At 67.6% G+C, this 23,178-nt stretch carries 21 protein-coding genes; 10 read left to right on the top strand and 11 right to left on the bottom strand.

The window, feature by feature from the left end:
- Nucleotides 1-33: 33 nt before the first annotated feature.
- From ACE3Q6_RS20785 to ACE3Q6_RS20765, 5 genes are read left to right on the top strand one after another with little or no spacing between them, the layout of a single operon-like run.
- Nucleotides 34-1,521: a sugar ABC transporter ATP-binding protein gene (locus ACE3Q6_RS20785; RefSeq protein WP_374436675.1), complete on the top strand. Its 1,488-nt coding sequence runs from the start codon at nt 34-36 to the stop codon at nt 1,519-1,521.
- Nucleotides 1,518-2,504, top strand: coding sequence for an ABC transporter permease (locus tag ACE3Q6_RS20780; protein WP_374436673.1), 987 nt, complete (start codon nt 1,518-1,520; stop codon nt 2,502-2,504). Before ACE3Q6_RS20785 ends, ACE3Q6_RS20780 begins: the two co-directional genes overlap by 4 nt.
- Nucleotides 2,505-2,517: 13 nt before the next feature.
- Nucleotides 2,518-3,495 carry an ABC transporter permease gene (locus tag ACE3Q6_RS20775; protein WP_374436670.1) on the top strand — a complete coding sequence of 326 codons (978 nt, stop codon included), beginning with the start codon at nt 2,518-2,520 and terminating at the stop codon, nt 3,493-3,495.
- A 14-nt stretch (nt 3,496-3,509) separates the two neighbouring features.
- Nucleotides 3,510-4,511 (top strand): dihydroxyacetone kinase subunit DhaK, encoded by a 1,002-nt coding sequence (locus ACE3Q6_RS20770; RefSeq protein WP_374436668.1) that lies wholly within the window; start codon nt 3,510-3,512, stop codon nt 4,509-4,511.
- Complete coding sequence (locus tag ACE3Q6_RS20765) at nt 4,508-5,116, top strand: dihydroxyacetone kinase subunit L (protein ID WP_374436666.1); 609 nt, start codon at nt 4,508-4,510, stop codon at nt 5,114-5,116. Before ACE3Q6_RS20770 ends, ACE3Q6_RS20765 begins: the two co-directional genes overlap by 4 nt.
- 33 nt (nt 5,117-5,149) lie before the next feature.
- On the opposite strand, the gene ACE3Q6_RS20760 is transcribed toward ACE3Q6_RS20765, so the two are convergent.
- The 7 genes from ACE3Q6_RS20760 to ACE3Q6_RS20730 form a co-directional block, all read right to left on the bottom strand.
- Nucleotides 5,150-6,211 carry an aldo/keto reductase gene (locus ACE3Q6_RS20760; protein ID WP_374436664.1) on the bottom strand — a complete coding sequence of 354 codons (1,062 nt, stop codon included), beginning with the start codon at nt 6,209-6,211 and terminating at the stop codon, nt 5,150-5,152.
- A gap of 53 nt (nt 6,212-6,264) precedes the next feature.
- Entirely contained in the window at nt 6,265-7,383 is a 1,119-nt protein-coding gene (locus ACE3Q6_RS20755) for a RuBisCO large subunit C-terminal-like domain-containing protein (RefSeq protein WP_374436662.1), read from the bottom strand.
- Nucleotides 7,383-8,384, bottom strand: a complete 1,002-nt coding sequence (locus tag ACE3Q6_RS20750; protein ID WP_374436660.1) for a transketolase family protein — start codon at nt 8,382-8,384, stop codon at nt 7,383-7,385. Before ACE3Q6_RS20750 ends, ACE3Q6_RS20755 begins: the two co-directional genes overlap by 1 nt.
- A 1-nt stretch (nt 8,385) precedes the next feature.
- Nucleotides 8,386-9,315: a transketolase gene (locus ACE3Q6_RS20745; protein ID WP_374436658.1), complete on the bottom strand. Its 930-nt coding sequence runs from the start codon at nt 9,313-9,315 to the stop codon at nt 8,386-8,388.
- A 54-nt stretch (nt 9,316-9,369) separates the two neighbouring features.
- Nucleotides 9,370-10,407 (bottom strand): substrate-binding domain-containing protein, encoded by a 1,038-nt coding sequence (locus tag ACE3Q6_RS20740; RefSeq protein ID WP_374436656.1) that lies wholly within the window; start codon nt 10,405-10,407, stop codon nt 9,370-9,372.
- Nucleotides 10,408-10,479: 72 nt separating this feature from the next.
- Nucleotides 10,480-11,493 carry an ABC transporter permease gene (locus tag ACE3Q6_RS20735; RefSeq protein ID WP_374436654.1) on the bottom strand — a complete coding sequence of 338 codons (1,014 nt, stop codon included), beginning with the start codon at nt 11,491-11,493 and terminating at the stop codon, nt 10,480-10,482.
- Entirely contained in the window at nt 11,490-13,004 is a 1,515-nt protein-coding gene (locus ACE3Q6_RS20730) for a sugar ABC transporter ATP-binding protein (RefSeq protein WP_374436652.1), read from the bottom strand. The genes ACE3Q6_RS20735 and ACE3Q6_RS20730 overlap by 4 nt, the downstream gene beginning before the upstream one ends.
- Nucleotides 13,005-13,124: 120 nt before the next feature.
- Here ACE3Q6_RS20730 and mtnK point away from each other — a divergent pair, with 120 nt between their 5' ends.
- On the top strand, nt 13,125-14,390 hold the full coding sequence (mtnK, locus tag ACE3Q6_RS20725) for an S-methyl-5-thioribose kinase (protein ID WP_374436650.1): 1,266 nt from the start codon (nt 13,125-13,127) through the stop codon (nt 14,388-14,390).
- Complete coding sequence (gene mtnA / locus ACE3Q6_RS20720) at nt 14,387-15,490, top strand: S-methyl-5-thioribose-1-phosphate isomerase (RefSeq protein ID WP_374436648.1); 1,104 nt, start codon at nt 14,387-14,389, stop codon at nt 15,488-15,490. The genes mtnK and mtnA overlap by 4 nt, the downstream gene beginning before the upstream one ends.
- Here the strand turns inward: mtnA and ACE3Q6_RS20715 are convergent.
- Nucleotides 15,487-16,458, bottom strand: coding sequence for a sugar-binding transcriptional regulator (locus ACE3Q6_RS20715; protein WP_374436646.1), 972 nt, complete (start codon nt 16,456-16,458; stop codon nt 15,487-15,489). The two genes, mtnA and ACE3Q6_RS20715, sit on opposite strands and share 4 nt — an antisense overlap.
- Before the next feature lie 96 nt (nt 16,459-16,554).
- On the opposite strand from ACE3Q6_RS20715, the gene ACE3Q6_RS20710 reads away from it, so the two are divergent.
- Together ACE3Q6_RS20710 and ACE3Q6_RS20705 are read left to right on the top strand one after the other, a co-directional pair.
- Nucleotides 16,555-18,615, top strand: coding sequence for a bifunctional aldolase/short-chain dehydrogenase (locus ACE3Q6_RS20710; protein ID WP_374436644.1), 2,061 nt, complete (start codon nt 16,555-16,557; stop codon nt 18,613-18,615).
- A 42-nt stretch (nt 18,616-18,657) separates the two neighbouring features.
- Nucleotides 18,658-18,813, top strand: coding sequence for a hypothetical protein (locus ACE3Q6_RS20705; protein WP_374436642.1), 156 nt, complete (start codon nt 18,658-18,660; stop codon nt 18,811-18,813).
- Nucleotides 18,814-19,023: 210 nt separating this feature from the next.
- Here ACE3Q6_RS20705 and ACE3Q6_RS20700 read toward each other — a convergent pair whose 3' ends face one another.
- The 3 genes from ACE3Q6_RS20700 to ACE3Q6_RS20690 form a co-directional block, all read right to left on the bottom strand.
- Nucleotides 19,024-20,046, bottom strand: a complete 1,023-nt coding sequence (locus ACE3Q6_RS20700; protein ID WP_374436640.1) for an NAD(P)-dependent oxidoreductase — start codon at nt 20,044-20,046, stop codon at nt 19,024-19,026.
- A 65-nt stretch (nt 20,047-20,111) separates the two neighbouring features.
- Complete coding sequence (locus tag ACE3Q6_RS20695; RefSeq protein ID WP_374436638.1) at nt 20,112-20,921, bottom strand: hypothetical protein; 810 nt, start codon at nt 20,919-20,921, stop codon at nt 20,112-20,114.
- 108 nt (nt 20,922-21,029) lie between these two features.
- Complete coding sequence (locus ACE3Q6_RS20690; RefSeq protein WP_374436635.1) at nt 21,030-21,704, bottom strand: hypothetical protein; 675 nt, start codon at nt 21,702-21,704, stop codon at nt 21,030-21,032.
- Nucleotides 21,705-21,815: 111 nt separating this feature from the next.
- Here ACE3Q6_RS20690 and argE point away from each other — a divergent pair, with 111 nt between their 5' ends.
- Nucleotides 21,816-22,964, top strand: coding sequence for an acetylornithine deacetylase (gene argE, locus ACE3Q6_RS20685; RefSeq protein WP_374436632.1), 1,149 nt, complete (start codon nt 21,816-21,818; stop codon nt 22,962-22,964).
- Nucleotides 22,965-23,178 lie beyond the last annotated feature (214 nt).

The raw sequence follows: 23,178 nt of genomic DNA, 5'->3' as shown, positions 1-23,178 counted from the left end.
GTCCGGCCCCCCGAACCCGGTGGAAGGAAAGCCATGTCGAAACCGCTCGTCACGCTTTCGGGCGTGACCAAGACCTATGCCGGGATCACCGCCCTGTCCGAGGTGGGCTTTTCCATTGCGGCAGGTGAGGCCGTTTGTCTGGCAGGCGAAAACGGGTCGGGCAAGTCGACCCTGATCAAGATCCTCGCCGGGGTGGAACGCCCGGACCGGGGGACGATCGCCTTTTCCGGCCAGGTGCAGGGACCGCTGTCCCCCCGCGCCTCGACCGAGGCAGGGATCAAGGTGATCTTCCAGGATTTCAGCCTGTTCCCCAACCTGACCGTGGCCGAGAACATCGCTTTTTCCGCGGAACTGGGCGAAGGTGTCCGCCTTGTGCGCCGGGCCAGGATGCGCGATCTGGCCCGTGCGACGCTGGACCGGATCGGCGTCGACATCCCGCTGGACGCGACGGTCGAGACGCTGTCGGTCGCGCACAAGCAGCTGGTGGCCATCGCCCGGGCGCTTGCGACCGAGGCGCGGCTCATCATCATGGACGAACCCACCACCGCGCTGACCGAACGCGAGGTGCGGGGGCTTCTGACCATCATCCGCCGCCTCAAGGCCGACGGGGTGGCGGTGCTGTTCGTCAGCCACAAGCTCGCCGAGGTGCTGGAGGTCTGCGAGCAGGTCGTCGTCCTGCGCAACGGCCAGAAGGTCGCCGAGGGGCCGGCACGGGACTTCGACGCGGCCAGCCTGACGCGCCACATGACCGGCCGCGACGTGGCGACAGAACCGCCCGCGCCGCTGCGAGCCGACGCGCCGGTGCTGTTGCGGACGCAGGGCCTTTCCAAGGCCGGGGCATTCGATCAGGTGGATTTCACCCTTCGCGCCGGCGAGGTTCTGGGGATCTCGGGCCTTCTCGGCTCGGGCCGGACGGCGCTGGCAAAGGCTCTCTTCGGCCTCGTCGCGCCAGAGTCGGGGACGATCACGCTTGACGGGCGCCAGGTGACGCGCGGCGACCCGATAGCCGCGGCCGCCGCGGGGATCGGCTATGTTCCCGAGGATCGGCTGACCGAGGGTCTGTTCCTCACCCAAAGCATCGTCCAGAACATCGCCATCGGCCGGCTGGACGCGCACGCCCGGGCGGGTGGTGTCCTGAACCTGACCGGCCTTCTGGCCGAGGCGCGGGAGTGGCTTGCGCGCCTGAAGGTCAAGGCACCCAATCCTGGAGCGCCGGTGCGATCGCTGTCGGGCGGCAACCAGCAGCGGGTGGTGCTGGCGCGCTGGATGGCGCGCAGCCCGCGTGTGCTCGTCCTGAACGGGCCGAGCGTGGGGGTCGATGTGGGCTCCAAGGCCGAAATCCACGGAATCATTGCAGAACTGGCGGCGCAAGGGCTGGGGGTCATTGTGATCTCGGACGACCTGCCGGAACTGCTGGCTACCTGCCACCGCATCTTGGTGATGAAGGGCGGTCGCATAGTCGAAGACATCACTGGCGGCAGCCTGAACGAGACGGAACTTGCGCACAGGCTTGCGTCATGAAGATCGACTGGACCCGGAACGAGACGCTTGTGGCTCTTGTCATCCTTGCCTTCTGCCTGTTGGCTGCGCTCTCGGATCCAAGCTTTCTGTCCATCGTCACCCTCACCGACCTTCTGCGCGGCGGGATCGTGCTGGGCATCTTCGCGGTGGCGGCGATGCTGGTGCTGATCTCGGGCGGGATCGACGTGAGCTTCACCGCCATCGCCGCCTTCACCATGTATGTCACCGCCATGACGCTGAACGCCGTCATGCCCTGGATGCCCTGGTGGGCCGCGCTTGGCTTCGGCATGGCGGTGGGAGCGGGCCTCGGCGCGATCAACGGCATCCTGATCGCGGGCTTCGGCCTGCCCACGCTGATCGTGACGCTTGGGACGCTCTCGATCTTCCGCGGGTTCATGCTGACCTTCATCGGCCAGAAGCAGATCACCACCCTGCCACCCGGCATGCGAGAGTTCGGGCGGATGATGCTGATCCGGGGCGAGAACGCCGACGGCTCCTTCTACAACCTCCACGGAGCCTTCTTGGTCACCGTGCTGGTCGTGGTGCTGACCTGGTTCCTGTTGCAGCGCACCATGCTTGGCCGGCAGATCTATGCCATCGGCGGGTCGGTCGAAAGCGCCCGGCGCATCGGCATCAACGTGCGCGGGGTGCAGTTCTTCATCTACGTGTACGTGGGCGTGCTGGCCGGTCTTGCGGGCGTGATCCATGCCAGCATGGCACGGGTGGCGAACCCCTTCGACCTGGTTGGGCTGGAGCTTTCCGTCATCGCCGCCGTCGTCCTTGGGGGGGCGCGGCTGGCGGGGGGGCATGGCACGTTGACAGGGACCATTCTGGGCGTCGCGCTGATCGTCCTGGTCCGCAACAGCCTGGTCGTGCTGGGGATACCGGCCACTTGGCAATCAGTCACCATCGGCCTCTTGATCCTTCTGGGAACCGGCCTGCCGGCCTGGCAGGCCAAGCGCGCCGCCGCGCGTGCCGCTTGAAAGAGCCGACAAGATGACCCAAAGCCCTGTCCAGCGCCTATTCTCCAGCCCCGAGGGCCGCCTTGCGGTGATCGCCGTCGCGGTTTTCGTTCTGATGGCAGCGCTGTCGCCTGACCGCTTCCTCAGCCTGCAGAACCTGACCTCGATGGCGTTCCAGTTTCCGGAATTCGCGATCCTGGCGCTGGCCATGACGCTGACCATGCTGACCGGAGGGATCGACCTTTCGGTTGTGGGGATAGCCAACCTGTCGGCCATCGTCGCGGCGCTGATCATGACGCGGCTCACAGGGTCGTCGGACGGGACGGTGGTCTTCCTGGTCGCGCTTTGCGTCGCGCTTGCCGTGGGCATGGCGGCGGGGCTCTTCAACGGGCTCTTGGTGGCAAAACTGGGCCTGCCGGCGATCCTGGCCACGCTGGGGTCAGGACTGATCTTCACCGGCTTCGCGATCGCGCTGACGGGTGGGTCAGCGGTCATGGGCCTGCCCGCTGCGGCGGCCTGGATCGGCAACTCCACGATCCTCGGCATTCCGACGCCGCTGATCCTGTTCGCCCTGTTGGCGGTCGGCCTGTCGCTGGTCCTGACCCGCACAGCCTTCGGCGTGAAGGTCCGCATGTTCGGTGCCAACCCCCTGGCCGCGCGCTTCGCCGCCGTGAACATCGACGCCATGCTGATAAAGGTCTACGTCGCCTCGGGCGGGCTTGCGGCCATTGCCGGGATGGTGGTGATGAGCCGCGCGAATTCGGCCAAGGCGGACTATGGGTCAAGCTACCTGCTGCTGGCCGTGCTCATCGCCATCCTTGGCGGGGTGAACCCCTATGGCGGCTACGGCAAGATCATCGGCGTGGTGCTGGCGGTGCTGTCGATGCAGTTCCTTTCCTCGGGGCTGAACATGGTCGGCGTGTCCAACTTCGCGCGCGAGCTGATCTGGGGCAGCCTGCTGATATTCGTGATGATCGTGAACACTTGGCGCCCCGCGGGACGCCGCAACTGACCGGAGACCTTGCGATGAAGAAGATTCTGAACAACCCCGCCGATTACGTCGATGAGATGCTGGAGGGCCTGACTGCCGCCCATCCCGAATTCTACCGGCTGGTCGGCGAGACGAAGCGCGCCGTCGCCCGCGCGACACCGGGCAAGGCGGGCAAGGTCGGCATCGTCTCGGGCGGGGGCTCGGGGCATCTGCCGGTGTTTACCGGCTATGTTGGTCCGGGTCTGCTGGACGCCTGCGCAATCGGCGACGTCTTCGCCAGCCCCTCGGCCGAACAGATGGCCGACGCGATCCGCGCGGCCGACCAGGGGGCCGGGGTGCTGCGGCTTTACGGCAACTACGGCGGCGACATCATGAACTTCGACATGGCCGGCGACCTGGTCGAATTCGACGACATCCGCTGCTCGACCGTGATCTTGGCCGATGACGTGGCCAGCGCCCCGCCGGCCGAGGCCGCGAAGCGCCGGGGCGTGGCCGGCATGGTCTATGCCTTCAAGATCGCGGGTGCTGCGGCAGAGGCGGGCCATGACCTCGACGAAGTGACCCGCGTCGCGCAGAAGGCCGCCGATGCCTGCCGCTCGGTCGGGGCGGCGCTTTCGCCCTGCACCGTGCCGCAGGCGGGCAAGCCCACCTTTACCATCGCCGAGGACGAGATGGAGATGGGCATGGGCATCCACGGCGAGCCTGGCGTCTGGCGCGACAAGCTGCGCTCTGCCGATGCCATCGCGGGCGAGATGATGGACCGCCTGCTGTCCGACATGCAGCTGGGCGCGGGCGACCGCGTGTCCGTCATGGTCAACAGCCTGGGCGCGACCCCTCCGGAAGAGCTGTACATCCTCTACCGCACCGTAAAGGCCCGGCTGGAAGGGGCGGGGGCGACCATCGTCATGCCCCTTGTCGGCCGCTATGCCACCAGTATGGAGATGACGGGCGTATCCTTCACGCTCTGCAAGCTGGATACCGAGCTTGAAGGCTTCCTCAAGGCCCCCTGCGACTGCGCGTTCTGGAGCGTGAAATGACCCTGGCCGTCTCCGATCTGCGCGGAGCGATCGACCGGCTGGTCGTCGCGATGGCGCGCGACTTCGACGCGCTGAACGCAGCGGACGGAGCCCTTGGCGACGGCGACCTAGGCGTGACGCTGACGCGCGGGACGAAGGCAATGCAAGAGGCCGCGCCGACATTGCCCGAGGACCTGGGCCAGGCGTTGCTCGCTTGCGCGCAGGCCTTCACCAGGACCTCGGGGTCGTCCTACGGAACGCTCATGGCCACCGGGCTGATGAGCATAGCCAAGGCCCTGAAGGGCCGCACCGGGGTCGAGGCGTCCGAGGTCTCGGCCCTGATCGCCGGCGCGCGCGACGCGATGCAGGCGCGGGGCAAGGCCGAGCTTGGTGGCAAGACGGTACTGGATAGCCTGGACGCGATGGCCAGCGCCACGGCGGGGCTAAGCGATCCGGCCGAGGTCGCCTCGGCGGCGGTGGACGCGGCGACGAGGGCGCAGGCGGCCATGAAGGACAAGCCCGCCACCGTGGGCCGCGCGCGCATCTTCGGCGAAAAGACTATCGGCATGGACGACCCCGGCATGATCGCAATGACGGCCATCGCCGCGGCCATCGCGGGGCGCTGAAAGGGGGGCGGGGTGGTTCCCGCCCCGTTTGACTTACCAGGCGGGCGGCTCGTTGCCCTCGTGCAGCACCCAGTCGGCGGGCGAGAACCGCGTCCGCGCGAACTGGCCCTGGTGCCAGTACGGATAGATTAGCGGCGGCTTCGACACCTCGTTCAGCCGGGCCAGATCCTCGGCCGTCAGCTGCAGCGAGACGGCGGCCAAGCTGTCCTTGAACTGTGCCTCATTCCGCCCGCCGACGATCAGGCTGGACACCGTGGGCCGCGTCAGTAGCCAGGCCAGCGCCACTTGCGCGGCCGAGACGCCATGCGCCTCGCCCACCTGAACCAGCACTTCGATGATGTCCCACAACCGTTCCAGGTCGCGGATCGGCGGTTCGGTCCAGCCGGCGGCCTGGCGGCTGCCCTCGGCCACCGGGCGACCGCGGCGGTGCTTGCCGGTCAGAAGGCCTGCAGCGAGCGGCGACCAGACCATGGTGCCAAGGCCCTGGTCCAGACCCAGGGGCAGAAGCTCGTATTCCGCTTCGCGCGCCTCGATCGTGTAGTGGATCTGCTGGGTGACAAAGCGGACCCGGTGGTCGCGGTCCGAGGCCATCAGGGATTTTGCAATGTGCCAGCCGGAATAGTTCGAGCAGCCCACATAGCGGACCTTGCCATCGGACACGAGTCGGTCAAGCGCGGCCATCTTCTCTTCCACCGGGGTGGTGCCGTCCCATTCGTGCATGAAGTAGATGTCGATATGGTCAGTGCGCAGCCGTTTCAGGCTTTTCTCGCATTCGCGGATCAGATGGTGGCGGCTGGCGCCCTCGTCGTTCGGCCCGTCGCCCACGCGCATCCGCGCCTTTGAGGTGACAAGGACCCGGTCGCGGCGGCCCTCCAGCACCTCGCCCAGGATTTCTTCGGCAACGCCCATCGAATACATGTTGGCGCAGTCGAAGGTGTTGACGCCGTGGTCAAGGCACAGGTCCACCAGCCGGCGCGCATCCTCGACGCCCTGGTTGCCGACCCGGCCAAAGGGCCCGACACCGCCAAAGGTGAAGGTGCCCATGGCGATGGCCGACACCTTCAGGCCCGACCGTCCCAATGTGCGATATTCCATGATGTCTCCTCCCTTGCCGTGCGAGAGTGATGGAGGGCCGGACCGATGGCAAGTCAGCCCGTCTTGGACAGCGCGTGGCGCATGGCGGCCACGGCTTCATTGATCCGGGCGGGGTCCTTGAGGAGACTGCCGCCCAGAAGATAGACCACGTCGCCGCCATACATCTCCTGCATCTCGGCGGCGCGCGCCACGCTCATCCCGCCGCCAGGGCTGGGCAGCATCGGCCGGCCCGGACCATCGGGGGCGCGACAGGCCCCGGCGATCTGCAAGCATTCGGCCGCAGTAAAACCGAAGCGTCCACCGACATTGGGGAAGACCGAGATGTCGGACCCCGCCAGCCGCTGGATCGTGCCGAACATGACGCCATGGTCGATCCCGGTATCGGGGGCCAGCACATAAGGGCCAAGGAACGACGGATGAGTCATCACCGGCAGGTTCAGACTGGCATCGCGGGCGATGCGGTGCACCAGGCCAAAGCCGAAGAGGCCCGGCATGACCAGCACGCCATCGGCGCCCGCGTCCTTGAGGAAACGGAGGTTGCCCTCGATCTCTTCCGCGCGCCCCGAGAGGTTGGGGAAGTAGAGCGTCCGCCGCCCGGTCTCGGCCCGTGCCTTGGCCATCGCAGCGCAGACGGCTTCAACCCGCGCGCGGAAGGTGGCGGTGGGCTGGCCGGCCAGGCCGTGGTCTTCCTTCACGATGTCTGCGCCGCCCCGCACGCAGCCGGCGGCAAGGCGGGCGAAGTCGGCGGGTTGCAGACCCATCGGCTTTAGCACCGGGGCGATCATCCCGCCGGTTTCCCGGCCGCACAGCGCGCGGATGCCGGTGATCCCGAAGCGGGGGCCGGGGAAGCGGGCGGCCATCGTGGCCCCGAGGTCGATGCCGGTGACGCGGATGCCCTGTTGGATCGAAGAATTGCCGAATACCACGTTCAGGAACTGGGTGAATTCCTCCCCCGCGCTGTCGGGGGAATAGCTTACCACCGCCTGCCAGATCCCCTCGGTCCGCTGGCCCAGCTCCTCGACACGGCCCAGGATTTCATCCTGAACATAGCCCGCCGGCACCACGTCGCGCGGGATTTCCACGGTCTGCTCCAGCGCGATCCCTTCGGCGCGGGCCATGGCCTCGTCCCGCGAGGTGGCCCGCAGGCGGTAGGTGACGGTAAATCGGGCCATTACAGCGCCTCGGCCTTGACCAGCGAATGGACCGCGTCGATCCGCACCGCTCCAAGCGCGGCCTCGTCGATGCCGGTCGTCTGTCCGGTCAGCCGTTCCACCGCGCGGACCAGCGACAGCGCGTCCATCTCGTAATGCGTCATCAGATAGGGGCGCGAGCCGCCGTGGGCGTAGGTATCCTGCAGCCCCAGCCGGACCAGACGGCGGGGCAGGCCCGCTTCAGCCAGCGCCTCGGCCACCATCGAGCCGATGCCGCCCGCGACAAGGTGGTTCTCCAGCGTGATGACGCCGTGGCGCACGGATGCCGCATGATCCACGATCTGCGCGGCGTCGAAAGGTTTCAGGGTGTTGAGGTGCAGATGCCGCACCGAGACTCCGGCGCGGGCCAGCGCGCCGCGGGCGCGGATCGCCTCTTCGGTGGTGATCCCGGCGGTGACTACCAGCACGTCATCGCCTTCGGAGAGGACCCGCATCCGGCCGACCTTCAGCGGTTCGCTGAACAGCCGTGGGACGGACCCGCGCAGGATTCGGCAGTAGACCGGGCCGTCCACGGTATCGGCCTCGGCCACGATGCTTTCGACCTCGGTCGCGTCACCTGCTTCCAGCACCGTCATGTTCGGGATCGTCCGCATGACCGAGATGTCCTCGATCGCCTGATGCGTCATCCCGCCGGGGGTGGTGACGCCGGGCAGGAAACCCATCAGCCGGACCTTGCGGCGCGGATAGGCGATCGACGCCATCAGCTGGTCATAGGGGCGGCGGTAGAGGAACACGCCAAAGGAATGCAGGAAGGGCCGGAACCCCGCCAGCCCAAGGCCGCCTGCGAAGGACAGCATGTTCTGCTCCGCCATCCCCAGCGACAGGAACTGGTCCGGATGGCGGTCGCGGAACCCGTCAATCTCGCAGCTGGAGGTCAGGTCGGCCGACAGGCAGAGGACCTCGGGGTGCTGCACGGCATAGGCCTCGAAGGCGGCGGCGTAAGGGCGGTTGACCATCTCCATGTCAGTGGGCCTCCAGCGCGACGGGGGAAACGCCAAGTTCCGAGGCGATGTCCTGGTTCATGCGGGCGCGTTCCTCTTCGGACTTGAAGCGGACGTAGTGCAGGCGCGGGAAGCGGCTCATCAGGCTTTCCATGCCCTGCGTGGGGCGGGAATGGGCCAGCACGATAAGCGGCCGGCCGGGGTGCGGGGTGGCGGCGGCGGCGCGCATCGCAGCAAGGTCATGGGCGTCGCATTCCGCCACGACCGCGCCGAAATCGCGGAACTTGGTGGCGATGTCGCCCACGGTCATGACATCGTCCATCGCGCCGTCGCATTGCTGGCGGTTCACGTCCATGATGGCCCAGAGGTTGTCGATCCCGTGATGCGCGGCGGACTGGACGGCCTCCCAGGTCTGGCCTTCCTGCACCTCGCCGTCGGACATGAAGACGCAGACCCGGCCGGTATGGCCCAGCCGCTTGCGCCCAAAGGCCAGGCCCGCGGCGGTGGAAAGGCCGATGCCGAGGGTGCCGTTGTGGACCTCCATCCCCGGCGAATGTTCGGCGCCGATCATCTCGACCGAGGATCCGTCCTTGTTGAACATCTCCAGCCCCTCGGGCGCCATCCGCCCGACCTCGATCAGGCAGGCGTAAGCGACCAGCGCGTAATGGGCGGGGGCGATGAAGAGGCGGTCGTGGACGGCGTCGAACGGACCGTTGTAGCCCGCGCCGGTGACGTAGCCGGTGTTCGCGGCCGAGGGCACGCCCCCGAAGGGCGGCGGTACCATCGGCATGGTCGAGGGGCCGAGGTTCAGCGCCTCGTTATAGAGAAACGCCAGTTGCTCGGCGGCGGAACAGGCCTGGCTCAAGTAGCCCCCGTTGTTGCGGATCGTGTGTTCGAAGACCCGGGCGCGGATGCCGCGGGCGACTTCCTCGGTCGTCTTTTCGTTGCGCAAGGGGCGTCTCCTGGGCGGTGGGGGCGGGCCTGTGGTGGCCCGCCCCGGATGGCATCAGCGCGGCGGCAGGGCGATCCAGGGGGCCGTGGCCACATCGGCATGGGCGAAGGCCGGCAGCTTGGCGCCAAGTTCTTCCATGTTCTTGATGTCCAGCTCGTTCAACATCGCCTGGGTGATCAGCGTCGGCGGCACGATGACGCTCGCGCCCGGATCCTCGCCCGCCAGCAAGAGCGCCAGCGCGCGGACCGAGACTTCGCCCACCACGGCCGGGTTGGTGGCTGCGGTGGCCTTCCAGGAGGAGCCGGCCTCGCGCATCAGCTGGATGTCGGCGGTCGAGATGTCGGCCGAGTAGATCGAGACCTGGCCCGACATCCCCGCCTCGTCCACGGCGATCTTCACGCCCTTGGCGAATTCGTCGTAAGGCGCGAACATGACCTGGATGTTCGGATTGGCCGACAGGACCGAGCGCGCCTGGTTGGCGACCGAGTTCGCGATCGGGTTGTCCAGCGTGCCGAACATGGCGACTTCGTTGATGCCGGGGTTGGCGGCCTTGACCTCTTTCCAGGTCTCGTCGCGGCGGTCGAGCGGCGCGATGCCGGGGACATAGACATAGCCCGCGACCCATTCGGTGCCGTTGTCGGCAATCGCCGCTTCCAGCGCCAGGCGGGCAAGGTCGCGGTCGGATTGTTCGATCTGCGGGATGGCCGGGTTTTCGACGTTCACGTCGAAGGCCACGACCTTGATCCCGGCATCAACCGCGCGCTGGGCAGCTTCCTTCATCGACTCGGTCAGGCCGTGCTGGATGATGATGCCGTCCACACCCAGCGCGATGGCCTGGTCCACCATGTCGGCCTGCAGCGCCGCGTCCTGGCGGCTGTCGAAGACCTGCAGGTTCACGCCCAGGGCGGCGGCCTGCTTTTCCACGCCCGAGAGATAGGCCTGGAAAAAGTCGCCGGTCGACAGATAGCGGACAAGAGCGATGTTCACCTCGCCGGGCTTGTCAAAGGGGGCGGGCGCGTCCTGCGCCAGGGTCACTGTGGGGGCCAGCGCAACGCTGGTCACAAGGGCTGCGAAAGTCCGTCTGGAGATCATTGGTTCCTCCCATTTCTCCGGTGGTTTCAGGGTCCGGCGGGCCGCTTCTGACGGCAGGCCTTGCCGGAAGGCTTAGCGCCGCACCCGGCCGACACGGCCGGACAGGGCAAAGGTGAAGACCAGCGCCACGACCAGGACGGCGCCCTTGATAAAATCTTGGGTGTAGTAAGGCGCGTTCAGCATGGTCAGGCCTTGCAGCAGGATGCCGACGAAGAGCGCGCCGATGGCGGTGCCAAAGGCATTGGGCTTCGCCGCGCCAAGGACGGCAAAGCCGATCAGCGCCGCCGCGACCGAGTCGAGCAGGAGGTTGTTCCCCGAGGCCACATCTCCCCGCCCCAGCCGCGCCGCCAGCAGGATGCCGCCAATCGACGCCATTACGCCAGAGATGACATAGGCCAGCACGCGGTAGCGCGCGACGTTGATACCGGCCAGCCCGGCCGCCTGCGCGTTCGACCCGATGGCATACATGACCCGGCCGTGCCGCGTCAGCTCCAGGAAGACCCAGGTCAGGACGGCGATCACCACCAGAACCACGACCGACAGCGGCACGAGGTCGGGCAGGATGAAGTCGATGCGGTGGCGGCCCAGCATCAGGAACTCGGCCGCGAAGGTGCCCTCGGCGGTGCGCCCGTCAGAGAGCACCATGCCAGTTGAAATCGAGTTGCCCTCGGTCGGGATGCGTTGCAGCCCGACCAGAAGGAACATCATCCCCAGCGTGGCCAGAAGGTCGGGAACGCGCATCTTCACGATCAGAAGCCCGTTCACCAGCCCCACCGCCGCCCCCATCGCAAGGCACAGGACCACGGCCGTCACCGCGCCCATCTCCCAGATCACCATGACATAGGCCGACAGCATCATGGCCGAGGTCGCCACCGCGCCGATGGAGAGGTCGAAGCCGTCCACCACCAGGGTGGCCGTCACGCCAAGCGCCAGGATCCCGGTGATCGCCACCGATTGCAGGATGAACACCGCGCTTTGCGGCGACAGGAAGGCCGGTTTCAGCACCGAAAAGACGATGATCAGACCGGCCATCAGGATCAGGAAACCGTAGCGGATCGCAAGCTCGGTCGGAGAGAGGGATTTCATGCCGGTTCCTTCGTCTGCTCGGCGGTGCCGGAGACCTGGGCCATCAGAAGCGCAAGGTCGATCTGTTCGTTCCGGTGGTCACCGACCACGCTATGCTCGCTCATCACCAGGATGCGGTCGGCGACTTCCAGCGCCTCGTCGATCTCGGCGCAAAGGACCAGGGTCGCGCGGCTGTCGGCGCTGGCGCGGATGCGGCGGCCGATGTCGCGGCGGGCCTGGATGTCGACGCCCTGGAACGGCTCGTCCAGGATCAGCAGGCGGCTGGACTCGGCCATCCAGCGGCCGACGACGACCTTTTGCTGGTTGCCGCCCGAGAGCGTGAGGATGCCGTCGCGCGGGCCCTGGCAGACGACGCCCATCGCGGCGATGGCGCGCTCGGCCGCCGCCCGTTCCGCAGCGCGACGGATCAGCGACAGAGGCCCAGAGTGGCGGGCGGTGAAGGGCAGGGTCAGGTTCTGCTGGATGTCGAAGCCGGGAATGACCGCGTTGATCAGCCGGTCCTTCGCGGCCAGGAACACCCCAGCCGCAACCGCTTGCCCCGGATTGGCGGGGCGGTAGGGCTGACCGTCCAGCCGCACTTCGCCCGCCACGGGTGCCTCCAGCCCGAACAGCGCGGCCGCCAGCGCCGACTTGCCGGATCCCACCAGCCCGGTGATCGCCACCACCTCGTTGCGGTGCAGCACCAGGTCGAAGGGCCGCGCCTCGGGCTTCAGCCGCAACCCGCGCGCCTCAAGCATCGCCGGGCCGGGTGGCGGGATCGCGATGTCTACCTCGGTGATCTCATGCCCCAGCATCGCCCGCACCGCGCCGGAATAGTCCAGCGCCGGCCCCTCGAACAGGCCCGAGACCTGGCCGTCGCGCATCGACACGATCCGGTCGGCCAGCCGGCGGATGTCCGACATGCGGTGCGAGATATAGAGGATCGCTACCCCCTCGGCCCGCAGCCGGTCGATCAGCGCGAACAGCCGCTGCGCCTCGGCCAGAGAAAGCGACGAGGTCGGCTCGTCCAGGATCAGAAGGCGCGGCCGGTGTGCCATGGCGCGGGCGATCGAGACTAGCTGACGGTCGGCCAGCGCCAGCCCCGCGACAGGGCGGGTCACGTCGATCTCCAGCCCCACGGCGGCAGCGATGCGCCGGGCATCCTCGCGCATCCGGCGGCGGTTCAGGAGCAGCCCTCCGCCCTCGGCCAAGGTGTCAAGCAGCAGGTTCGAGGCCACGTCCAGATCCGGCACCACGCCGTCGTTGATGTTCTGGTGCACCGTCACCACGCCCGACCGCAGCGCGGCGGCGGGACCGGCGGGCGCGAAGGGCTGGCCGTCCAGCCGCACTTCGCCCGCGTCGGCGGCATGGACGCCGCACAGCACCTTCACCAGCGTGGACTTGCCCGCGCCATTGGCGCCCATCAGCACCGTGACCTGACCGGCCGGCAGGTCCAGGTCCACCCCGCGCAGCACCGCATTGCGGCCAAAAGCCTTGGTCAGCCCGCGAATGGTGATGGCCTGCGGTGTCATTCCTCTCCTCGCTCCCGATCCTCACGCTATCGCCGCTTCATCATTTGTCAATAGTGTTTGACATATGCCGTATTTTTGGAAATCCTGCGGCACGAGGAGACGGAAGGGGAGGGAAACCGCATGACCGCGCAAGGCTATGTCGCGCTGACGCCAGACAGTCTTCCGGGCCGCCTTGGGGTGCTTTCGGTGCTGCGCGAGCGTGTGGGTCCGTCTGACAGCTGGCAGGTGCGCGAAGTCGGGGATGGCAACCTGAACCTGGTCTTCATCGTCGCTGGTTCTGCGGGGCAGGCGGTGGTCAAGCAGGCGCTGCCCTATGTGCGGCTGGTCGGCGAAAGCTGGCCCCTGCCGCTGAAGCGGTCGTTCTTCGAATACAATGCGCTTATCCGGCAAGAGGCTCGGGATCCCGGCTCGGTCCCCGCCGTCTGGCATTTCGACGAGGCGCAGGCCATCGTGGTGATGGAGTATCTGACCCCGCATGTGATCCTGCGCCAGGCGCTGATCGCGGGGCGGCGGGTGGAAGGCCTGGGCCAGCGTCTTGGCGAGTTCTGCGCGCGCACCCTGTTCCGGGGGTCCGACCTGTCGATGACGGCGGCGGCGAAGAAGGCGGACCTCGCGCTTTTCGCCGGGAATGTGGAGTTGTGCGACATCACCGAGAACCTGGTGTTCTCGGACCCCTATTTCGACGCGCCGATGAACCGGCACACGCCGGGGCTGGAGGGGATCGTGGCGCGACTGCGCGCGGACCTGTCGCTGAAGGTCGCGGCGCAGCATCTGAAACTGGCCTTCACCAGCCGGGCAGAGACGATGCTGCATGGCGACCTGCACACCGGGTCAATCATGGTGACGGATACCGAGGCGAAGGTGATCGACCCGGAGTTTGCCACCTATGGGCCGATGGGCTTTGACGTGGGAATGCTGCTTGCCAACTTCCTGATGGCGCATTTCAGCCAGCCTGGGCACGAGGCCGCGAAGGGGGACCGCGCCGCGCATCAGGACTGGCTGCTGTCGGTGGTCGAGACGATCTGGCAGGTCTTTGTGGCCGAGTTCAGCCAGTTGTGGCGGACCGAACGGCGCGGCATCCTGTATCAGGCCAGCCTCTATGAGGATCAGGGGCACGCCTTGGCGGCCGAGCAGGCGCTGGCCGATGTGCTTGGCAGGATCTGGGTCGATATGCTGGGCTTCTGCGGGGTCGAGATGCACCGCCGCATCCTGGGCCTGGCGCATAACGCCGATTTCGAACGGATCGAGGATGAGCGCCGTCGTGCCGCCTGCGAGGCGCGGGCGCTGGCGATGGGACGGCAGCTGATGCTGGGCGCGGGGTCGATGCCGGGGATCGGCACGGTCACGGCCATGGCCCGGCGGATGGACAAGGAGGATCACCTGTGAAGATCAACGGAACCCCCTATCGCACGATCTGGCAGAATGCCGAGGGCGTTGTGCAGGTGATCGACCAGCGCTGGCTTCCGCACGAGTTGCGCGTGGTCCCGCTGCGGAGCCGGGCCGAATTCGCCACCGCGATCCGCGACATGTGGGTGCGCGGCGCGCCCTTGATCGGGGCGACCGCCGCCTGGGGCGTGGCGGTGCAGATGGCCGAGGACCCCTCGGACGCCTCGCTGGCCGAGACCTGGGAGATCCTGCACGAAACGCGGCCCACCGCAATCAACCTGCGCTGGGCGCTGGACGAGATGCGCCGGGTGCTGGCGCCCCTGCCACCCCAAGCCCGCGCCGCCGCCGCCGCCGCCCGCGCTGCGGAGATCTGCGACGATGATGTCGAGATAAACCGCCAAATCGGCCTGCACGGGCTGGAGATCATCCGCCAGATCGCCGCCCGCAAGCCCGGCAAGCCGGTCAACATCCTGACCCATTGCAACGCGGGCTGGCTTGCCACCGTGGACTGGGGCACCGCAACGAGCCCGATCTATCACGCTGATGCCGCTGGCATCCCGGTCCATGTCTTCGTCGACGAAACCCGCCCCCGCAACCAGGGCGCCCAGCTGACCGCGTGGGAGCTGAACAGCCACGGCATCAGCCACGACCTGATCGTGGACAATGCCGGCGGCCACCTGATGCAGCATGGCGAGGTCGACATGGTCATCGTCGGAACCGACCGGACCACCGCGCGCGGCGACGTGTGCAACAAGATCGGCACCTACCTCAAGGCGCTGGCGGCAAAGGCGAACAACGTGCCGTTCTACGTGGCCCTCCCGTCGCCCACCATCGACTGGCGGGTGCTGGACGGCGTGAAGGAAATCCCCATCGAGGAACGCAGCGGGACCGAAGTGACAATGGTCCAGGGCCGCGGCGCGGATGGCGGGATCGTCACCGTCCAGATCTCGCCCGACGGGACCGGCGCGCGGAACCCCGCCTTCGACGTGACACCCGCCGAACTCGTGACTGGCCTTCTGACCGAGCGCGGGCTTTGCCCCGCGACCGGGCAAGGCATGGCGGCGATGTTCGCCGACCTGAAGGCCGCCGCCCACGGCTAGGGGGCGGCCAGCAAGGCCTCGGCCACGATCGTGCCGGTGACTAGGTGCGTGACATAGCCGCCCCGGATCGCCGCCAGCGTGGCCGTGACCTTGTCCAGCCCCGGGGTGACAAGGATGCCCATCTCAAGCCCGACAAGACGCGGCAGCGGCAGGCCGATCATCCGGTCCTCCATCGGGCCGGGCAGCTGGTGGCCCTCGGCGTCGATGAAGCGGCCGCAGATCACGCCGACCGCGCCGCGCTGGACATACCAGTCCAGATCCTCGCGCGTGGCCAGACCGCTCAGGACGATATGGCTGTCCGACGTGGCGGTCCCGACCGAGAACAAGAGCTTGTTCACCGTCTCCAGCCGGTCCAGCTGCGCCTTCAGAATCGGCTCGTCGCGCAGCTCGTCCGCCAGCGCCGCCCGGCTTAGGATGGCCGGGGCATGCAAGTTAAGGCACCTTGCCCCAAGCCGCTGCGCAAGCCGGGTCGAGCAGGCTTCGGCGGTAAAGCCGTAGGGTGTCGCCATCGACCCGACCAGCTGCAGGACTTCGAGGTCCTCGATCTGCATGGGTTCCACCATCTCGGCCAGCTCATAGACCGTCCGGCCCCAGGCCACCCCAAGGCGATCCCCCGGTTGGATCAGGTCGGGCAGCCAGTTCGCCGCACCGCGCACCACCCGCAGCAAGGCTCCCTCGACCCCGGCCCCCTCGTCTGGAATGACATAGGCCCCCCGCAGGCCAAAACGGTTGGTCAGCTCGACCGCAAGCCGATGGGTGGTAAAGGCGGGCGCGGCCAGCGTGATGCGGATCAACCCCTTCTCCCGCGCCTCTTGCAGATAGTTCACCACCGTCGCGCGCGAGATGCCAAGGGCCTCGGCGATCTCCTGCTGGTTGCGGCCGTCCTGATAATACATCCACGCCACTTGGATCACGGCATTCTCGCCGCTGACCTGCGCCAGATTGCGCCGCCGTGTCACTCCGCCCATCCGCGCCCCATGCATTTGACCTTTGACAATGATAATTGACAAAAGTAGAAAATCCAAGCGTCACAAGCTCGCCGTCAAGCCTAGCAGGAGAAACCGATGATCGCCAATCGCTGGACCGATGCCGAAGCTCAGGCGTTCGTCGCCGCGGCGGGCGCCGATGCCCGGGCAAGGGAATTGGCGCTGCGGGTGCTGACCTCGCGACTCATCGGGCGGGACCCGGACCTGGTGATGCATGGCGGGGGAAATACCTCGCTGAAGTCCACGGCCGTCGATGTCTTCGGCGAAGAGGTCGAGGTTCTGCACATCAAGGGCTCGGGCTGGGACCTTGAAACGATCGAGGCAAAGGGCCTGCCAGCGGTGCGCCTGGCGCCCCTGATGCGCCTGCGCAGTCTGCCCGCGCTGTCGGACGAGGCGATGGTGAATGTTCAGCGACTGAACCTGCTGGACCCCTCTGCCCCGAACCCGTCGGTCGAGACGCTGCTGCACGCTTGGATCCCGCACAAGTATGTCGACCATACCCATGCGACCGCCTTCCTGGTGCTGGCCAACCTGCCCGAGGTCGCGGCCGCCACGCGTGAACTCTTCGGGGACCGCCTGACGCTGGTGCCCTATGTGATGCCGGGCTTTGAACTGGCCAAAGTGGCCGCCGACGCCTTCGATCGCAACCCGGACGCCGAGGGGCTTCTGCTGGTGAACCACGGCCATTTCGCCTGGGGACCGGACGCGAAATCCAGCTATGATCGGATTGTCGCCCATTCGAATCTGGTAGAGGCCTGGCTCGCCGACCGCCGCCCAACGCCCCTCATTCCAGCCGCCGCCCTGCCGGTGGCCGAAGTCGCCCCGGTCCTGTCCACCCTGCGCGGCGCGCTGGCCTCGGTCCTGCCGGATACAGCGCATCTGCCGGTTCTCGATTTGCGGAACGGCGAGGCCGAGCGCAGCTTCTGCGCCCGCCCCGACCTGGAGGACCTGGCGACGCGCGGTGTCGCCACGCCCGACCATGTGATCCGCACCAAGGCCGAACCGCTGGTCCTGCGCGCGGCCGACCAGGGGGCCGAGGCGATGCGCACCGCTGTGCAGGCCTATGCCGACCGCTACCGCGCCTATTTCGACACGCATGCCCCAAATGCGGCCGAGCCCAAGAAGATCCTCTCCCCTGTGCCGGGGCTGGTCTGGCTGGAGGGGTTGGGGATCGTCGGGGTCGGAAGTACCGCTGCCGCCGCTCGCATCGCCGCCGACATCGGCTGCCAGTCGGCCCGCGTCCGGGCGGATGCCGAAAGGGTGGGTACTTTCCGTCCCATCGGTGCGAAAGATCTCTTCGACATGGAATACTGGTCGCTGGAGCAGGCCAAGCTCGGCAGCGGCAAGGCCCCGGCGCTTCAGGGGCGCGTCGTTCTGGTGACGGGCGGGGCAGGGGCCATCGGTCTCGCCTCGGCCCGCGCCTTCGCCGCGCAGGGGGCGACGCTCTTCCTGGTGGACCGCCCCGGCGAGGCGCTGGAGGCCGCGATCGCCGCGCTGGGCGGGGACCATGGCGGGTATGGCTGCGACATCACCCGGCCGGGCGCCGCTGCCGCGGCCGTGGCCGAATGCGCCGCGCGCTTCGGTGGGATCGACATCCTCTTGTCCAACGCCGGCGCCGCCGTCACCGGCGAGATCTCCACGCTGGACGACCGCACCCTGCGCGACAGCTTCGAGCTGAACTTCTTTGCCCATCTCGCGTTCTCGCAGGCCGCCATCGCCCACTTCCGGGCGCAGCAGGCCGGGCGGGGGGCACGGGGGGCAGAGCCGGGGCAGATCCTGTTCAACGTCTCGAAACAGGCGGTCAACCCGGGCAAGGGCTTTGCCGCCTATGGCCTGCCCAAGGCCACGACCTTCTTCCTGCTGCGTCAGCTGGCGCTGGAACTGGGGGCCGAGGGCATCCGGGTCAACGGCATCAACGCCGACCGCATCCGCTCGGGCCTGCTTTCCCCCGACATGATCGCCGCGCGCTCGGCCGCCCGGGGGGTGGACGAAGCGACCTACATGGCCGGCAATCTGTTGCAGGCCGAGGTCGAGGCCCGCCACGTCGCCGACGCCTTCGTTATGCTGGCGCGGGCTGAACGGACAACCGGCCATGTCATGACGGTTGACGGCGGCAATATCGAGGCCGCCCTGCGCTGAAAGCGTCAACGCCTGCCCGAGGGGCGGTAGGCCGAGATCGACATGATGCTAGAGCGCCTGGAGTCCCTCAGCGACGACCATTTCAAGAACCACCCCGACGAGATCCATTGGGGGCATGTCGGCACGCTGAAGCACTACGCGGGCCTGCTGCGCCAGATCACCGACAGCGCCTACAAGGAAGGCGAACACGCCCCCTGACGCGTCCACACGGCGCGACGTCCGCGGCCCCTTCTTCAAGGGTCGTGGCCGCCCGCGCCTCGTGCCGCACGGCCTTGATCTGTTCCCTGGTGTCCTAAAGCGCCTTCTCGGCCGCGTAGATCTAAGGTCACAGGTTCAAGTCCTGTCCCCGCAACCAAAATCCCATAAGGCCCCGCCCTACGCGGGGCCTTGGCGTTTCCGGGGACCGGATCACGACGGGTTTGGGGACGACACCGGCATCGAGCGCATCCTGGCGACCGTTTCCCGCTCGGCCCTGCGGCATGCGATGGGCGGCAGTCCGCGGGAGATCAGATCAAGATCCTCAAGAACCCGGGTCCCAATCTCGCGCAGGGCCCAAGTCAGGGCGCCGGCGCGGTGTGGCGAGAACAGCATGTTCGGTACCTTCCTCACCGGGTCGTCCTTGGGCAGCGGTTCGACCGGAAAAACGTCCGTCGCCACCCGAATCCGGCCAGAAGCCGCGTCTGCGGTCAGCGCACCGAAGTCCGCGGCCGCTGCGCGCGACATGAGCAGCAGCATCGCCCCCGGTTGCATCAGACCAAGCGCGCGGGCGTCGATCATTCCTGCGTTGTCAGTCGTGATCGTGGCCATGACAAAGATGAACCGATTCTGGGACATCAAGGCGTCGAAGCCGACCGGCTCTACCCCCTGGCGGCGCAGGTGGCCGTTCGGCTGCCAAGGGTCGAAGACCTGCACACGACAGCCGAACGGCGCAAGAAGACGGTAAAGCGCACGGCCCAGGTCGCCGAAGCCGATGATCCCGACCGTCGACCCAGCCAGGAGTTCGGACTGGCGGTTCCCCTCGAAGAGCCATTTCTCCTCGCCCGTGAGGAAGGCCGCGTGTTCGCCGTGAATGTTCCGCGCCAGCGACAGCGCCATGCCAAGCGCCATCTCGGCCACCGGCGCCGCGAAAACGGCAGCGGGTGTCAGAACATGGATGCCGCGCCGGAAGCATTCCTCGTAGTCGATATTGGGCAGGAAGTTCGTCTCGACGTTGAAGATCGCGCGAAGCCGGGGAGCCAGGGCAAGCCGGTCCGCGCCCATGGGCTGCTGAGACACGAGGATCTCCGTCTCGGGCAGATGGCGTGCATAGAAGGCTGTGCGATCCTCCCCCTGCCATTCGGTGACGTGATGGCTGGACCGAAAGGTGGCAAGCTCTTCGGGCGAGAAGATCTCGTCCGTCGACCTTGGTTCCGGATCGTAAAGCACCCGCATGGGACCCCCGCGATGAAAGGCCGGCAGCACTGTGCCGCCGGTCCCTGACATTCGGGAATACCGGATCAGTTGGTCAGGAGGTAGTAGCTGTTCCGCGATCCGCCCATGTTCTGCACGGTGACGTAGAAGTAGCCGTCCCAAGCCGGGGTCCAGTCGCAGTAGAGCTTGTCCGACCAGCTGACGTCATAGCAGATGACATTGCCGTTCTCGTCGGTCACCGCCACGTCCAGGTTCGCGTCGCCGTCGCCCACGATCGCCACTTCGGCATAGGAATTGCCGTAGAACGGGATCTCCCAGACATCGGTCTGGCCCGAGGGAAGGCGCGAGAGCCACTCGACCGACCCGCCGATCCGCCCGCGCGAGCCTTCGGCCATCGCGTCGTCGATGAGGCCAAGCACCGCTTCGTCGTCGGCCGCCAGTTCCTTTGCCTTGGCGAACATCACCTCGGCAGTTGCGGGGGCGTCGGCGGCACCTTCGTCCTCGTTCGCGGCGGTGAAGAAGGTGGCCTTGGCGGCCGGGCGAGGATCGTCGTTCATCATGGGCGCCGGGGCGGCCGGGGCGCCGGGTGCGGCCTTCTTGCGGAAGGCGTTCTGATCAACCGTCACCTTGGCCGGGTCCAGAGCCGCGGGTTCGGCTGCCGTCACCTCCACCGAAGCGGCAAGTTTCGCCGCGGCGAGCACAGTCACTGCGTCGCCCTGAGCGGTCCCCACGGCGTAAAGCTCTTGCGCCAAAGCCATGGTCGAGGCTGCCCCGGGCGCAGCGCCTTCGGCGGCGGGTCCGGCGTTCGGGCCGGATTTGTCCTGGGCGAGGGAAGGGAAAGCCACGGCGACCAGCGCGGTGGTGGCAAGGGCAAGGGAAATTCCTTTAAGTGTCATTTCAGCCTCTACAAGTTGGCCGTCCTGCCAGGGGACGGAATGCGGGCATCATCGCACACCCCCGCATTTTGAGAAGGCAGGTTTCCATGACAAATTCGGTCACTTGCATCAGTTTCCGACCAGCCGGTAGCTGCCGGTGCCAGGCCCCGCATTCGTGACTTCGACAGTGAAGAACCCGTTGGCGGCCGGAGTGAAGCGGCACAGGGCGGGCTCGGTTGTCGGCGGAAAGGTGCAGACCACCGTATCGGCCTCGTCGCGGACCTGAAGTTTGAGCGGCGAACCCTCGGAAAGAACGCCGATCTCGGCCGGAGTTTCGCCCGCAAGGATGATCCGCCAACTGTCTGTCTGTCCGCCCTCCAGCGTGCCCGAAGCGGTGATGGCGACAGGGCGGCGGCCATGGGGCACCTGCGCGTCCAGGTCGTAGACCAGGTCCTGCAGCGCGGGGTCGTCTCCAGCCAGGCCCTGTGCGATCGCAATGGCCCTTGCCCCCGCCGGGTCATTGGACAGCGTGTCCTGGCCTTCGGCCACGGGCGACTCTCCATCCGTCGTGCGTGTCCAGCCCGTCGGCGGGCGCAAGACCACCTCTCGCGCGAGCCGGATCGCCGTAACAAGCAGCACGGGGTCGCCGGACTTCAGCGCCGCCAGATAAGTCCGCTGCGCGAGCACGAGCTGCGCGGCGGCGCCCGGCTCTCCCACAGGGTTCGCGGACAGGTTCGGCGTTTCGGCGCGGGCGGGCAGGGCCAGCGCGGTCAGCAGGGCGGCGGTCAGGATGGGGCGGCGCATGGGGCTTTCTTCCGGGATGCGGCGAGTCTTGCAAAGCGGGCAGTCGGGAACAAGTGCGGAAAGCTTCCCGCCCCGCCGGTTTCGCGGTAGCAGGAGCGAAAGAGGTGACCGATGCGCGATATCCTGGACCGACTGCTTGCCTTCGACACAGTCAGCTCGAAGCCGAACATGGCGTTGATGGGATATGTCCGGGACCAGTTGGAGGCCGCCGGGCTGCGGGTGACCCTGGTTCCCGATGCCGGGGGCGGAAAGACCAACCTTTTCGCCTCGACCGGACCCGAGGGGCAGGGGGGCGTCATGCTCTCTGGCCACACCGATGTCGTGCCGGTCGAGGGGCAGCATTGGACGAAGCCGCCCTTCGCCCTGACCGAGGCCGACGGACGCTATTACGGCCGGGGCGCCGCCGACATGAAGGGCTTCGTCGCCTGTGCGGTCGAGGCGATGCTGTTGGCCGCGCGCCGCCCGTTGAGGGTCCCGCTGCACCTTGCGTTGTCCTACGACGAGGAGATCGGCTGCATGGGGGTGCGGTCACTGATCGACCTTCTGGCCGCCGTGCCGGTCAAGCCGCGCTTCTGCATCGTGGGCGAACCCACGGGCATGCAGGTGGCGACCGGGCACAAGGGCAAGGTCGCGCTGCGGGCGACCTGCGTGGGGCGCGAGGGGCACTCGGCGCTGGCCCCGCTGGCGCTGAACGCGCTGCACCTGGCGTCGGATTTCCTGGGCGCGGTGCGGCGGTTGCAGGCCGAGGTGGCGGAGAGCGGGCTGAAGGACGGCGATTACGACGTTCCCTACACGACGCTGCACGTGGGCAAGATGTCTGGAGGCGTGCAGGTGAACATCGTGCCGAACCATGCAGTGCTGGATTTCGAGATCCGCTCGCTGGCTGGCGAGGACGTCGCGGGGCTGATCCGTCGGCTGGAAGCGGAGGCCGACGCCATCGTTGCGCCGTTGCGCGGGGATTTCCCGGAGGCGGCGATCCGGGTGGAACGGCTCTGGGACTACCCCGGCCTCGGGACGCCCTCGGATGCCGAGGTGGTGCGGTTCGTGAAGGGCCTGACCGGGGCGAACGGGACGATCAAGGTGGCCTTCGGGACCGAGGGCGGGCTCTTCGATCAGCGGCTTGGCGTGCCGACGGTGATCTGCGGGCCGGGGTCGATGGCGCAGGGGCACAAGCCGGACGAATGGGTCTCGGTCGAGCAGGTGGAGCGGTGCCGGGGGATGCTGGCAGCGCTGGTGGACCGGCTGGAGGTGGGGATCTAGGGCCAGGTGTCCACGGTGGACATTTCCGGATTTCTGTTTGATGGCAAAGGTTTGACCGTGGGCGGAAACGGTTTCTTAACCCTTATCCGCGCCCACTGTGACTGCTCCGGGGGGGGGGGGGGGGGGCCCCCCCCCCCCCCCCCGGGGGGGGTGGGGGGTGGGGGGCGGGGGGGGGGGGGGGGGGGGGGGGGGGGGGGCCGCGCGCGCGCGGGGG

The organism is Tabrizicola sp. (assembly GCF_041913445.1).
Taxonomy (GTDB): Bacteria; Pseudomonadota; Alphaproteobacteria; order Rhodobacterales; family Rhodobacteraceae; genus Tabrizicola.
This window is presented reverse-complemented; position numbering and strand designations above follow the sequence as displayed.